The organism is Shigella dysenteriae (assembly GCF_022354085.1).
In the GTDB taxonomy this organism is placed as follows: domain Bacteria; phylum Pseudomonadota; class Gammaproteobacteria; order Enterobacterales; family Enterobacteriaceae; genus Escherichia; species Escherichia coli.
Genome location: NZ_CP055055.1, coordinates 3,206,776 through 3,220,311 on the forward strand (window position 1 = coordinate 3,206,776; position 13,536 = coordinate 3,220,311).

The window sequence follows — 13,536 nt, forward strand, 5'->3', positions numbered from 1 at the left end:
ACATCAATTTACAGATTAACAGATAAACTCTTTATCAACGGCAATGGAATGGCTGAAATGAGAAGTGAAACGGAGGGTTAATTATTGCTGACGTTGCACCCACTCTTTTAGCGCCTGACGTGAAATTTTAATACCGCCGTTTTTCAGTTCAGGCGGCAACGTTAACCAACGTACCGGTTGCTGAAAACGGGCCAGCTTATCTTTCACCCATTCACTAAGATCAACGCTCTCGTGGTCATACTCCATCACCGCCACCGGTCGATGACCAAACTCCTTGTCGGCAACGGGGACGATAAACACCTGCAAAACCGCAGGATGCGCAGCAATTACGCGCTCGACTTCTTCCGGCTGAATACCCTCTCCGCCACTGAAGAATAGATTGTCTAAACGTCCGACAATGGTCAGCTTGCCATTATGCATCTCACCGCGATCGCGCGTAGCGTACCAGCCTTCGTCATTAACCAGTGAAACCAGTTGCCCGTTACGCCAGTAACCTTCTGCCATACTGGCAGCCCGCAGCCACACTTCATTATTAACGATTTTCACTTCCCGACCCGGCAGCGGCGAACCAACGTCTGCCAGGCCGTCGGCTTCTTTCGCACACACCGTGGAGGCAAACTCGGTCAGACCATAGCCGCAAAAGCAACGAATCCCCTGCTCGCGCGCCTGTTCCGTCAACTCGATCGGGATAGCCGCGCCGCCAAGTAACACCGCTTTCAGGGAAACGGAACTGCGGTTAACCAGCAAACGCCAGAGTTGTGTTGGCACCAGTGAAGCGTGAGTACAGCCTGCCAGCATTTGCTCCAATGGCTGTTTATCACGCACCGTCATCCGCGCACCAGCGTATAACCAGCGCCACATAATTCCCTGACCGGAGACGTGAAACAGCGGTAAAGAGAGCAACCAGTCATCGTGATCGCCAAACGGAATCAGCGATAACACCCCTTCGGCACTGGCAAGATGGGCCTGATAAGTATGGACAGCGGCTTTCGGCAACCCGGTAGAACCCGAGGTCAACGTCATTGAGCACAGACGCGTCGGCTGCCACGCAGCGGCATGTGCGCCTTCAACCCGCTGAATGTGCAGCGACGTTAATGCCGGAAACGTGTTTTCCCCATCCGGCACCAGCGCAAATTGCAGCGTCAGATTGGGCAGCAATTCTTCAAGCAACGGTTGCGGCAGCTGAGGGTTCACGGGCAACACCCGCGCCCCGCATTGCAGTAACGCCAGCCAGGCGAGCAGCGTTTGCGGCGTATTCCACGCCCGCAACATCACGCCGCTGCCCTCAACAACGCCCTGCGCCGCAAAGCCGGAGGCTAATTCATCGACGCGAGCACAAAGCTCGCGCCAGTTGAGTTGCTCGTCATTAAGACGTAAGGCGATGGTTTCTCCCCGCACTTGCCGCCAGTGACGCCACGGCCAGTCAGAGAAGATCATAACAACCGCTCCAGTGCATCAACTTCCACGACAGGCAGCGTGCTACCCGGCCAGCGACGTACCTGCTGCGCCTGCATTAGATCCAGCGTGTCCAGCCCTGGAATGGTGTCCGGCGTTAACCAGGCGGCAATCCGCGCCAGTTGCGTTAAGCCTAAGCTCGATTCAATGGAAGAACTGATCACCGCCGTCAGCCCCAGCGCGTGCGCCGCCTGTACCTGCTCGCGTACTTTCTCCAGACTGCCCGTGAGCGTGGGTTTGATAACTACCGCGCGCACGCCCTCTTCAGCCACAAAGGCAAAATCCGGCTCGCGCAAGCTTTCATCCCAGGCAATGGCAATGCCGGTTTCACGGGCAAACGCTCGCGAATCATCGCGGGTTTTGCACGGCTCTTCGAGAAAAGCAATGCGGTGGCGATAATCCGGGTTAACGTATTTGGCAAACTGCTGGCCTTTCAGCGGCGTCCAGGCGCGATTCGCGTCAAGACGCAAATGCAGATCAGGAACCGCCTCCAGCAACAGATTGACCACCATGCCGTCGCGCACGGCTTCGTACAATCCCACTTTGACCTTCGCCACTTTCTCGCCCGGCATATCGGCAAGTTTGAGGATCAGATCGTCCGGATCGCCATTACACAGCGGTGCCGCACGGTAGTTGGCTGCTTGCGGCAACGTATCTGTCAGTTCTGCCAATGCACAGCTTACGCCAAAGGCCACGGAATGCATCTGCGGTAGCTCGCAATCGCCTGCCAGCCAGTTATTTACCCAGGCAAGCAGCACGCTTTGCGCCTCTTCCCAGGTTTCCTGGCTGAAGCCCGGCAGTGGGGAGATCTCCCCCCACCCTTCGCGCTCGCCCTCACGCAGGCAAACGTACAGCCCGTCGCGGGTTTTTAACCGCCTGTCGCGCAGAACCACCCCCGCGTCCATGGGGATCTGCCAGCGGTATACCTGCGCGCTACGCATTACGGATTCCGTTTAAATTTGCTGAAATCAGGCTGACGTTTCTGGTTGAAAGCGTTGCGACCTTCCTGACCTTCTTCCGTCATGTAGAACAGCATGGTGGCGTTGCCCGCCAGCTCCTGCAGCCCCGCCTGCCCGTCACAGTCGGCGTTCAGCGCAGCTTTCAGGCAGCGCAGCGCCATCGGGCTGTTTTGCAGCATTTCGCGGCACCAACGGACGGTTTCTTTTTCCAGATCCGCCAGCGGTACCACGGTGTTCACAAGGCCCATATCCAGCGCCTGTTTTGCGTCGTACTGACGGCACAGGAACCAGATTTCACGCGCTTTTTTCTGCCCGACGATGCGAGCCATGTAGGAAGCGCCCCAGCCGCCGTCGAAGGAACCGACTTTCGGGCCAGTCTGACCGAAGATGGCATTATCTGCCGCGATAGTCAGGTCGCACATCATGTGCAGAACGTGACCACCGCCGATGGAGTAGCCAGCCACCATCGCGACAACCGGTTTCGGACAGGTACGGATCTGACGCTGGAAGTCCAGCACGTTCAGGTGATGTACGCCGGAATCATCTTTATAGCCGCCGTAATCGCCACGCACTTTCTGGTCACCACCGGAGCAGAACGCTTTATCGCCTGCACCAGTCAGAATGATCACGCCGATGTTGTCGTCATAACGTGCATCTGCCAGTGCCTGGATCATCTCTTTTACCGTCAGAGGACGGAAGGCATTGCGCACCTGCGGACGATTAATGGTGATTTTTGCGATACCGTCGGTGGATTTTTCATAACGAATGTCCTCGAAACCTTCGGAGCAGTCGTGCCATTCAACCGGTGCGTAAAGCATTGCTTCATCAGGATAAATCATATTGTGTCCTTTAGTCAGAAACGCAAGATCTGCGCCAGACTTGCGATTACGCCAGCGGGATTTTCCCGGTGCGCGTTATGTCCGGCGCGAGGAATGACATGGCAGTCGGCAGCCAGTTCCGCCGCCAGAGCGCGGAATTTGCTGTCACGTTCACCACATAAATAATAAAACGCAAATGTGCGGGCGCTAAGGTTAGCACGTAAATCAGGCTGGACGGCGAGAGAAGTCGCCTCCAGCATGGCGGCAAGGGTTGCGCCATTATTGTTGCTGCGCAGCGCCACCAGCTCCCGGCGTTGATCGTCATTGAGCGAGGCAAAAACAGGCTGTTGATACCAGTCGGCAAATACCGCCGTTAACGGTTCTGTGCGAAAACGCTGCGCCCATTGGCGATCGGAACGCTGACGTTCCGCACGTTGTTCAGCATTTTGCAGCCCCGGATGCCCGCCTTCGACAATAACCCCACAAAGCCCCGCCAGCCCCTGGCAAGCCGCCATCATCGCCACCCGTCCGCCAAGCGAGTACCCCACCAGCCAGAAGTTAAGGATGTTGTAACTAACCAAGGTTTTACGCAGTAAGTCGGTGACATCATCAAATCCATCGACGCTAATCGCCGCCGAACCACCGTGACCTGGGAGATCAACATACAACCGTGAGTAGTCGGCAAACACCTCGCCCACTTCTTGCCATTCGTGGCAATCGCCGGAAAAACCGTGCAAAAAAACCAGCCAGGGTAAACCTGGTTTGCGGTGTTTTGCCTGCGCGTGCAGGATCATAAATGGCTTACCTGCGCCAGAAGTTGCTGGAGCGTTTGCGCACCATCGGTGCCGTTAACCACCATTTCAATCACCGTGGTGGTTGGCGTGCGCCAGGCGTCAGCAAGCGCCGTTTCAAGTTCCTGCCAGTTTTGCGGACGATGATATTTCAGCTCGAACATCGCGGCGGCGTGCTCAAAATGGACGTTTTGCGGCATCAGATAGAAACGCTCGCGCTCGCTTTTCGGCGTTGGCAGCAGCGAGAAAATTTGCCCGCCGTTGTTGTTCACCACAATTAATACCAGCGGCGCGGATACCTGGCGCAATAACGCCAGCGCATTCAGGTCGTAAAGTGCGGAGAGATCGCCCACAATCGCCAGCGTCGGTTTGCCGCTTGCCCGCTGAACGCCGGCGGCAGTCGAGAGCAGCCCGTCGATACCGCTGGCCCCACGGTTGCTGTACACCGGGTAACCTGCCGGAAGTTGCGAAAGCGCATCAATCAGACGTACCACCAGGCTGTTACCGACAAACAATTGCCCCTGTTCAGGCAGATAGTCGCAGACGCGATGCGCCAGTTGCGCTTCGCCAAACGCATCGCGACGGGCAATAACCGCCTGCATCGCCTGCTCCGCCAGGCGCGGGATTTCAACGCACCAGGGCTGGCGTTTTTCTGCCGGATGCAGTTCCAGCCAGTCGGCAATATTGGCAATTAACCGACGCCCGCGATGGTGCGCCGGATCAAGCCGCCCTTCGATGTCATCCACAATCCAGTACTCTTCGGGTTCACAGCTTGCCTGCCATTGCAGGAGCCGTTTGCCAGTCAGGCTGCTTCCCAGTTGCACCACAATTTGCGCCTGTTGCAGTTCGCTGGTCGCTTTGGCATTGCCTAACCAGAGATCGGCACACGGCAGCGGCTGTCCGGTTTGCGACAGCACGTCGCCAATCAGCGGCCAGCCAAGAGTTTGCGCCCACAGTGCAACTTTTTTGCCCTCTTCCGCACTCATGCGCCCGGCAACCACCACGCCGCGCTTTTGCCGCCAGAAGAACCAGTCGCGCTGTTTTTCGCTCTCAAGACGAGGCGCTTCACGCAGCCACGGCTTATCATCCTGCCACCAGTCACCCAGCCGCTGTTGCCAGCTAAGCCCGGTGTCGTCCATCTCGCCATACAGCGGTTCAGCAAACGGGCAGTTGATATGGACCCCACCAGCATGAAGCGTACCGAGAGCATGGTCGATGGTAGAAACCAGCCAACGTGCGGGGATATCCTGGGTCGGGCGCGGCAGTGAAATACTGTGCGTGGGGTGAGAGGCGAACATTCCCGGCTGACGAATCGCCTGATTCGCGCCGCAGTCAATTAGCTCCGGCGGGCGATCGGCGGTTAAGAGAATCAGTTTTTCTCCGGTTAACCCGGCTTCAATCAGTGCCGGATAGAGATTTGCCACCGCCGTACCGGAGGTGACAATCACCGCCACCGGCTGCTTGCTGACTTTCGCCAGCCCCAGCGCCAGATGCCCCAGTCCACGCTCATCGAAATGGGTGTGGTGAATGAATGCGGAATTATCCGCCGCCGCTAACGTTAACGGTGTAGAACGCGAGCCAGGGGCGATACAGATGTGTCTTACGCCGTGACGCGTTAATGCTTCCAGAATGACCGCCGCCCAGCGTCGGTTAAATGCGCTTACTGACATGAGTTTGTCCGGTATCAATATTGCGGCTAAGTATAAGGAGCTACAAAAATAGATTATTGATATGAATCGGTAATGATGCGACTCATTACTATTCCATTTGTAATAAAGTACGCAGCCCTGCCGCTTTGTTGTCGATTTCCTGCCACTCTTGCTCGGGGTCGGAACCACGGACAATGCCCGCGCCAGCATATAATCGCACGACATTGCCGCTGATTTTTGCTGAGCGCAGGGAAACGCAGAATTCGCTTTGTTGTAATGAGAGATAGCCCGCAGAACCAGCGTACCATTCTCGGGTGAACGGTTCGTGATGGGCGATAAACTGTCGCGCCAGATCGCGCGGTAAACCAGCAACTGCTGCCGTTGGCTGCAACTGATGTAAACAGATCACATCATCCGCTTTGTTGAGTGAAGTCCAGATACAGCGGCGAAGATGCTGCACTTTACGCAGACGCAGTACCTGCGGCGGTAAAACATCCAGCGTCTGGGTATCGGCCTGTAATCGTTGGCAGATATCTTCCACCACCAACATATTCTCACGCTGATTTTTATCATCCGCCATCAGCCACTCACCTAACTGCTGCGCCTGCTTATCATCAGGATGATTTGCTACTGTTCCCGCCAGCGCTTCAGTACGCAGCGCTTTGTCACGCCGCCGCCATAACCGTTCCGGTGAAGAGCCAAGAAAAGCATTTTCGCCATCAAAGGCCATGTAAAAATGGTAGCAATTCAGATTCAGTCGACGACTGGCCGCCATCATCGCCGCCGCATTGACCGGACTTGCGAAATGCAGGTCAGTTGCCCGAGCAAGCACCACTTTGTCGAGCTCACCTTCGGCGATGGTTTTCGTTGCCAGTTCGATTAATTGCGTCCAGCCCGTTTTGTCCGGCCAGTGTTGTTCTCGCGTAGTGGTTAAATGTAACCCAGGCAAGGGCGTGATACTCACCAGTGTGGCGATAAATTCTCTTGCCTTAATCGCATCGTGCTGAAGGGAGCTTTCGCTGAATAGCGTCAGCCGCAGCGTGGCTTTACCGCCACAGCGTCGCCATTCCAGGCGTGGTAAAAGTAAATTGCCCTGCGACGGGTCAAACGCATTCAGCCCCCAAATGCGTAAGTCGGCGTGTTCCGGGTGCTGGCGAAGAAAACGTTGTGCCTGGTCCAACGACGTAAAACGGGTAATCGCGCCCAGGACGGCAGCTTCTTCATCACCATTACGTTGTTGCCAGTAGAATTGCGGGTACGTTTGCTGACTGGCCAGCCAGCTCAAGGCATCAAAAGCGTCTTTGAGAGGGAAAGGAATATCGATAACCCGAATGCCGGGTGTCGCCGGAATCTCTTGCGACAAATGGCGCAGTAGATTTTCCAGCGCCGTAGTAAGTGATTGCACGCGGACCTCTCCCTGTTAAAAGCCTCACATTATACGGGGTACTACAAAAAAAATGCAGTACCCCGGTGTAGGGAGGTTTTAACGGCGTGCCAGCAACAGTCCTAGTACCAGCCCAACGGCCGCACCCACACCAATTCCCTGCCAGGGTTTTTCGTGGACGTAGTCATCAGCACGATAAACAGCCTGCTTCGCCCGATAGTAATAACTGTCTGAAGCCTGGCTAACCCGTTTTTTCACATCATCCAGCGCTTTTTCTGCACGCGCTTTCAGCTCAACATATTTCTGATCGGCGGGATCGCCAGAGGAGCGGAGCACCTCTTCCAGTGTTTCACTAAGCAGCGTCAGGTCGTCATCGATACGTGTATCACCAAACTGATTAGACATTCTCGTTCTCCATTTGCGTAAAACCTGTCACTAACTATAGACAAGGGTTATTGATTACGCCTGAATTACCTCGCGTGCCATCCCAATGTGTGGGATACCATCTTCTTCATAGATCTCCGTCACAGGGATAAAACCGAAACTCTGGTAGAAGTTTTGCAGATGCGCCTGCGCCCCGAGGTAGACAGGCTTATCAGGCCAGTGATGCGTGCAAGTGTCGAGGGTTTTACTCATCAGTTGCTGCCCCACTTTTTCGCCACGCAACGCTTCACTGACAATCACCCGACCAATAACGACCGGCTCAAGATCATCATCACTTTTCAGAATCCTCGCATATGCCACCAGTTCATCATTTTTCCAACCGAGAATATGGCGATTATCCCCCGTCAAATCATCACCATCGATATCCTGATAAGGGCAATTCTGCTCGACAACAAACACCGCGCAACGCAGTTGTAATAAGGCATAAAGCTGGGAAACCGATAATTCAGAGTGATGCAGATCTTGCCATTCAATCATAATGCTCTCCTTTTAGATGTATGCCTTATACTAGCCGGAATATTTTTTGAAACGTGATGAACTCATGGAATTAATTTTTTTAGGTACTTCGGCCGGTGTGCCAACCCGCACGCGCAATGTCACGGCAATATTGCTTAACCTGCAACATCCGACCCAGAGCGGACTTTGGTTGTTTGACTGCGGTGAAGGCACCCAGCATCAGCTACTGCATACCGCCTTTAACCCTGGAAAACTGGACAAGATTTTTATCAGTCACCTTCATGGCGATCATCTTTTTGGTTTACCCGGCTTGCTGTGCAGTCGTTCTATGTCAGGCATTATCCAACCCTTAACGATTTATGGTCCGCAAGGTATCCGTGAATTTGTGGAGACCGCGCTGCGGATTAGCGGCTCATGGACCGATTATCCGCTGGAAATTGTCGAAATTGGCGCTGGCGAAATTCTCGACGATGGCCTGCGCAAAGTGACCGCTTATCCAATGGAACACCCACTGGAATGTTATGGCTATCGTATTGAAGAACATGATAAACCGGGTGCATTAAATGCCCAGGCATTAAAAGCTGCTGGCGTGCCGCCTGGCCCACTGTTTCAGGAATTAAAAGCGGGCAAAACAATCACGCTGGAAGATGGAAGGCAGATTAACGGCGCAGATTACTTAGCTGCTCCAGTGCCAGGTAAAGCGCTCGCTATTTTCGGCGATACCGGCCCCTGCGATGCCGCACTTGACCTGGCTAAAGGTGTCGATGTCATGGTGCACGAAGCGACGCTGGATATAACCATGGAAGCCAAAGCCAATAGTCGCGGTCATAGCTCTACACGCCAGGCTGCGACACTGGCCCGTGAGGCTGGAGTCGGTAAGCTAATCATTACCCACGTCAGCTCGCGCTATGATGACAAAGGTTGTCAGCACCTGTTACGTGAATGCAGGTCAATTTTCCCGGCGACTGAACTAGCGAATGATTTCACCGTGTTTAACGTTTAACTCTGCTTATTATTAAAAACAGGGCGAAACTTGCCCTGTTATCGCAACCCGCGCTACATATATCCACTCACACGGGCATATTGAGCGATTTTTGATATTTATTCATCTCCTTACGCACTATATTCAGAGCAATAAGTTGCCTCTTTTTATCTTCATTCAGCACAACCTTTGCAACTAAAAGGAGCATATGATGGTTACAGTTGTCAGCAATTATTGTCAATTATCTCAAACCCAACTCAGTCAGACATTTGCAGAAAAATTTACTGTGACCGAGGAATTACTGCAGTCTTTAAAAAAAACAGCGTTATCCGGAGATGAAGAAAGTATTGAGTTACTGCATAATATTGCGTTAGGTTATGATGAATTTGGAAAAAAAGCTGAAGATATTCTTTACCATATTGTTAGAAACCCAACAAATGATACCCTATCGATTATCCGACTTATTAAAAATGCCTGTTTAAAATTATATAATTTGGCACATACCGCAACCACCCCCCCCCCTCAAATCACATGATTCAGATAATCTCCTGTTCAAAAAACTATTCTCCCCTTCGAAATTAATGACAATTATCGGTGAGGACATTCCTCTCATATCAGAAAAACAGTCACTTTCAAAGGTACTTTTAAATGATAAGAATAATGAACTGAGCGATGGGACAAACTTCTGGGATAAAAATCGTCAATTAACCACAGATGAAATAGCTTGCTATCTTAAAAAGATCGCCGCCAATGCAAAAAATACTCAAGTCAATTATCCTACTGATTTCTACCTCCCCAATTCCAACAGCACTTACCTGGAAGTCGCTCTCAATGATAATATTAAGAGCGATCCATCATGGCCGAAAGAAGTCCAGTTATTCCCCATAAATACTGGCGGACACTGGATATTAGTTTCGCTACAGAAAATAGTTAATGAAAAAAACAACACACAACAAATAAAATGCATCATATTCAATTCATTACGTGCACTAGGCCATGAAAAAGAAAATTCACTTAAGCGTATCATTAACAGTTTCAATAGTTTCAATTGTGACCCCACGAGAGAAACGCCGAATAATAAGAATATAACAGATCATTTAACTGAACCAGAGATAATATTTTTACATGCCGATCTTCAGCAATACTTAAGCCAAAGTTGCGGTGCATTTGTGTGCATGGCAGCCCAGGAAGTGATTGAAAAAATGGAAAGCAATTCTGACAGCGCCCCCTATACGTTATTAAAAAACTATGCTGACAGATTTAAAAAATATTCAGCAGAAGAGCAGTACGAAATTGATTTTCAACATCGACTGGTAAACAGAAATTGTTATTTAGATAAATATGGCGATGCAAATATCAATCATTATTATAGAAACTTAGAAATAAAACACTCACAACCCAAAAATAGAGCATCAAGCAAAAGAGTAAGTTAACATCATTGTTAATTAATTCGACCAGTCAGCAAATATGCTGACTGGTCGAACATAGTTTGCTAAAAAGTCATCACTGACTGATGTCAGTCACACCACCCGCCAGTTCAATCTTCGGGTATTTCCAGCGTATCTCGGCACGCGATTGCTGGTCTGTTGATGTAGTGGATTGTTGTTGCTGACTTTTCTTACCCTCAGATTTCTGCCCCCTGTCAACTCAATCTGCCAATAAATAACATAATTATATTTTTCCTTATATGAATTCCTTTTTAAAATAGCGAAGCCACTGTAAAAGATACTTTTTGTATAGATCTAACAACCGTAATAAAACAAACACTCATAACTCATTATAAATAATGATAAAATAACGTCTTTTACTGATAATTTACATATGAAAAAAAAATTTCCTTTTGTTATATTATTTCTGTTTTCACTCCCTCTGATTATTTTTTACCAACCCTGGGTCACTGCATTATCGCCAACGCCCCGACACGTAATTCCTGAGCAATTAGAAAAAACAGTTCGTTATCTTACACAAACTGTGCATCCACGTAATGCCGACAATATTGATAATCTGAATAGGTCCGTAGAGTATATAAAAGAGGTCTTTGTCAGTAGCGGTGCCAGAGTTACCGCGCAGGGCGTCCCCGATTGGCTATTACGACTCTGCGCCTGGTAGCCAGGATTACCTTTACCCGCAATGTCCTGGCTTTATCCCGATCGGGGGGACTTTATTGCCTGGTCGGCAGAATACAGGATATCAACGCCGTTCGTCAGGTAAAAACGGCATTGTTATCATCCCGGGATTTATCTGTTTATTCTATGAATGCCCCATGGTTTATTCACGGTATTGATTTCTCTGACCACCTTAATTATTGGCAACACGATATTCCCGCCGTAATGATTACTGACACCGCTTTTTATCGTAATAAACAATACCACTTGCCCGGTGATACCGCAGACAGATTGAATTATCAGAAAATGGCTCAGATGGTGGATGGTGTTATAACCTTGTTACACAACAGTAAATAATAAAAATTTCTCGAGGCGGGTCCAGAAACAGCGACATGTACATTTTATTTTCCCTCGTCTGTTTTAAGATGCGAAACATAAAATTCAATGGAGGAAAAATAAATGGGAATGATTGGTTATTTTGCAGAAATTGACTCAGAAAAGATTAACCAACTGCTTGAGTCTACTGAAAAACCTTTGATGGATAATATACATGACACGCTTTCAGGATTACGCCGACTGGATATTGATAAACGCTGGGATTTTTTATACTTTGGGCTGACAGGCACCTCTGCGTTCGATCCAGCGAAGAATGATCCGCTGAGTCGTGCCGTGCTTGGTGAACACAGCCTCGAAGATGGCATAGATGGCTTCCTTGGATTGACCTGGAATCAGGAGTTAGCCGCGACAATCGACCGACTGGAATCACTGGATCGAAATGAACTGCGTAAACAGTTTTCCATTAAGCGACTCAATGAAATGGAGATTTATCCGGGAGTGACCTTTTCAGAAGAGTTAGAGGGGCAACTCTTTGCCTCGATCATGCTTGATATGGAAAAGCTGATTAGCGCGTATCGACGTATGCTGCGGCAAGGGAATCATGCGCTGACGGTTATTGTTGGGTGATGGTGTCAGGGCACCAAAAAAAACCGCCGAACATGTCGGCGGCTTTCTGACTTACAAACTAACAGATTACATCAGCGGCATTGCTAACCGCACAATGCTAATCAGCGGTTGTGGCCATACACCCAGCACCAGTACCAACAGTGCAGAAATCAGCACCACGATACCGCCCGCGCTGTACTGCCAGTTTGACGGTGCATCGCGACCCGGTTGTTCCGGTGCGTGCAGGTACAGGCTCACCGCCACGCGCAGGTAGTAGTAGAGGCCGATTGCCGAACCGACAACCACGGCACCCACCAGCCACCACAAGTGTGCCTGGACACCGACCGCCAGCACGTAGAACTTACCGATAAAGCCCAGCGTCATCGGGATACCGGCCAGAGACAGCATCATCACCGTCATCACCGCCGCGAGGATCGGACGATGCCAGAACAGACCGCGGTAAGAGAACAGGGAATCAGCATCCGGGCCACGATACGGGCTGGACATCAGGCTGACCACGCCGAACGCGCCAAGGCTGCTGAACAGATAACCGGCCAGGTAAACCCCTACCGCTTCCATCGACATCTCGCCAGTTTGCAGCGCAATCAGCGCCACCAGCAGATAGCCGAGGTGAGAGATAGATGAGTAACCGAGCAGACGTTTGATATTGGTCTGGCTCAGCGCCATCAGGTTACCGAAGATGATGGAGGCAAAGGCGATAATCGCCAGCACCACACGAATCGCTTCGCTGTCACCCACCGGTGCGTAGAGGAACAGACGCATCACTACACCGAAGATAGCGATTTTGCTCGCCGTCGCCAGGAAAGTGGAAACCGGCGCAGGCGCGCCCTGGTATACGTCTGGCGTCCACAGGTGGAACGGCACCAGAGAGAGTTTGAAGCCGAGGCCAACAATCATCAGGCCGAAACCTGCCAGCAACAGCGGCTCGTTTAGCATACCGTCGCCGAGGTTTTTACCCAGCGCGACAAACGACAGGTCGCCAGACTGCGCATACACCAGCGCCATACCGAACAGCAGGAAAGAAGACGCTGCGGCAGAAAGGATGGTGTATTTGATACTGGCTTCCAGCGAACGTTTCTGGCGGAAAGCGTAACCGACCAGGCCAAACAGCGGCAAAGAGATCAGTTCAATACCGAGGAACAGAGACGCCAGATGGTTTGCATTCGCCAGCAGGATCCCGCCCAGCGCGGCAATTAACACCAACAGGTAGAACTCATCCTTGTTGTCGTTATAGCCTTCAAGCCACGGGTAGGCGAAAGTACAGGTGGCGAGGCTCGCCAACAATACCAGCCCGGTGTAAAGCATGGCGAAACCATCAACGCGCATCAGCGGCGTAACGTCCATAGCGCCCGCCTGGCCAACAAACCAGAGCGAAACCAGCGCCGCGTTAAGCCCAATAACCGAGAGCGTAGCGTTGAGGAAATGATTGCGTCGCCACGCAATGGAGAGCATCACAACCACCACCGTCAAGCCGACGATCAGCAACGGTAGCAGTGCGATCAGGTTTTGTGGAGTTATTGTCATGGCGAT

Annotated in this window: 11 protein-coding genes and 2 pseudogenes; 4 read left to right on the forward strand and 9 right to left on the reverse strand. The window is 51.4% G+C overall.

Features of this window, described 5'->3' with window-relative positions:
• Positions 1-81 precede the first annotated feature (81 nt).
• From menE to HUZ68_RS15395, 8 genes are all read right to left on the reverse strand, one after another.
• On the reverse strand, positions 82-1,437 hold the full coding sequence (gene menE, locus HUZ68_RS15360) for an o-succinylbenzoate--CoA ligase (protein WP_033815407.1): 1,356 nt from the start codon (positions 1,435-1,437) through the stop codon (positions 82-84).
• Positions 1,434-2,396: an o-succinylbenzoate synthase gene (gene menC / locus HUZ68_RS15365; RefSeq protein ID WP_033815406.1), complete on the reverse strand. Its 963-nt coding sequence runs from the start codon at positions 2,394-2,396 to the stop codon at positions 1,434-1,436. The genes menE and menC overlap by 4 nt, the downstream gene beginning before the upstream one ends.
• Positions 2,396-3,253 carry a 1,4-dihydroxy-2-naphthoyl-CoA synthase gene (gene menB, locus HUZ68_RS15370; RefSeq protein ID WP_000639996.1) on the reverse strand — a complete coding sequence of 286 codons (858 nt, stop codon included), beginning with the start codon at positions 3,251-3,253 and terminating at the stop codon, positions 2,396-2,398. The genes menC and menB overlap by 1 nt, the downstream gene beginning before the upstream one ends.
• A gap of 14 nt (positions 3,254-3,267) precedes the next feature.
• The gene (gene menH / locus HUZ68_RS15375; RefSeq protein WP_033815405.1) at positions 3,268-4,026 is read right to left on the reverse strand and encodes a 2-succinyl-6-hydroxy-2,4-cyclohexadiene-1-carboxylate synthase; all 759 of its coding nucleotides are present in this window, start codon (positions 4,024-4,026) and stop codon (positions 3,268-3,270) included.
• Positions 4,023-5,693: a 2-succinyl-5-enolpyruvyl-6-hydroxy-3-cyclohexene-1-carboxylic-acid synthase gene (gene menD, locus HUZ68_RS15380; protein ID WP_033815404.1), complete on the reverse strand. Its 1,671-nt coding sequence runs from the start codon at positions 5,691-5,693 to the stop codon at positions 4,023-4,025. Before menD ends, menH begins: the two co-directional genes overlap by 4 nt.
• An 88-nt stretch (positions 5,694-5,781) precedes the next feature.
• Positions 5,782-7,077 (reverse strand): isochorismate synthase MenF, encoded by a 1,296-nt coding sequence (menF, locus tag HUZ68_RS15385; RefSeq protein ID WP_033815403.1) that lies wholly within the window; start codon positions 7,075-7,077, stop codon positions 5,782-5,784.
• Between the two features lie 78 nt (positions 7,078-7,155).
• Positions 7,156-7,461, reverse strand: coding sequence for a stress response protein ElaB (elaB, locus tag HUZ68_RS15390; protein WP_000070621.1), 306 nt, complete (start codon positions 7,459-7,461; stop codon positions 7,156-7,158).
• A 54-nt stretch (positions 7,462-7,515) separates the two neighbouring features.
• On the reverse strand, positions 7,516-7,977 hold the full coding sequence (locus HUZ68_RS15395) for a GNAT family N-acetyltransferase (protein ID WP_000574087.1): 462 nt from the start codon (positions 7,975-7,977) through the stop codon (positions 7,516-7,518).
• 64 nt (positions 7,978-8,041) lie between these two features.
• On the opposite strand from HUZ68_RS15395, the gene rbn reads away from it, so the two are divergent.
• The 4 genes and pseudogenes from rbn (at position 8,042) to HUZ68_RS15415 (ending at position 12,006) form a co-directional block, all read left to right on the forward strand.
• Positions 8,042-8,959 carry a ribonuclease BN gene (gene rbn / locus HUZ68_RS15400; protein WP_001613510.1) on the forward strand — a complete coding sequence of 306 codons (918 nt, stop codon included), beginning with the start codon at positions 8,042-8,044 and terminating at the stop codon, positions 8,957-8,959.
• A gap of 190 nt (positions 8,960-9,149) precedes the next feature.
• A pseudogene (locus HUZ68_RS15405) lies at positions 9,150-10,371 on the forward strand (ElaD/SseL family deubiquitinase).
• A gap of 388 nt (positions 10,372-10,759) precedes the next feature.
• A pseudogene (locus HUZ68_RS15410) lies at positions 10,760-11,400 on the forward strand (zinc-binding metallopeptidase family protein).
• 102 nt (positions 11,401-11,502) lie between these two features.
• Positions 11,503-12,006 (forward strand): YfbM family protein, encoded by a 504-nt coding sequence (locus HUZ68_RS15415; protein ID WP_033815402.1) that lies wholly within the window; start codon positions 11,503-11,505, stop codon positions 12,004-12,006.
• Between the two features lie 66 nt (positions 12,007-12,072).
• Here the strand turns inward: HUZ68_RS15415 and nuoN are convergent, their stop codons facing one another.
• Positions 12,073-13,530, reverse strand: a complete 1,458-nt coding sequence (nuoN, locus tag HUZ68_RS15420; RefSeq protein WP_000156701.1) for an NADH-quinone oxidoreductase subunit NuoN — start codon at positions 13,528-13,530, stop codon at positions 12,073-12,075.
• Positions 13,531-13,536: the final 6 nt, after the last annotated feature.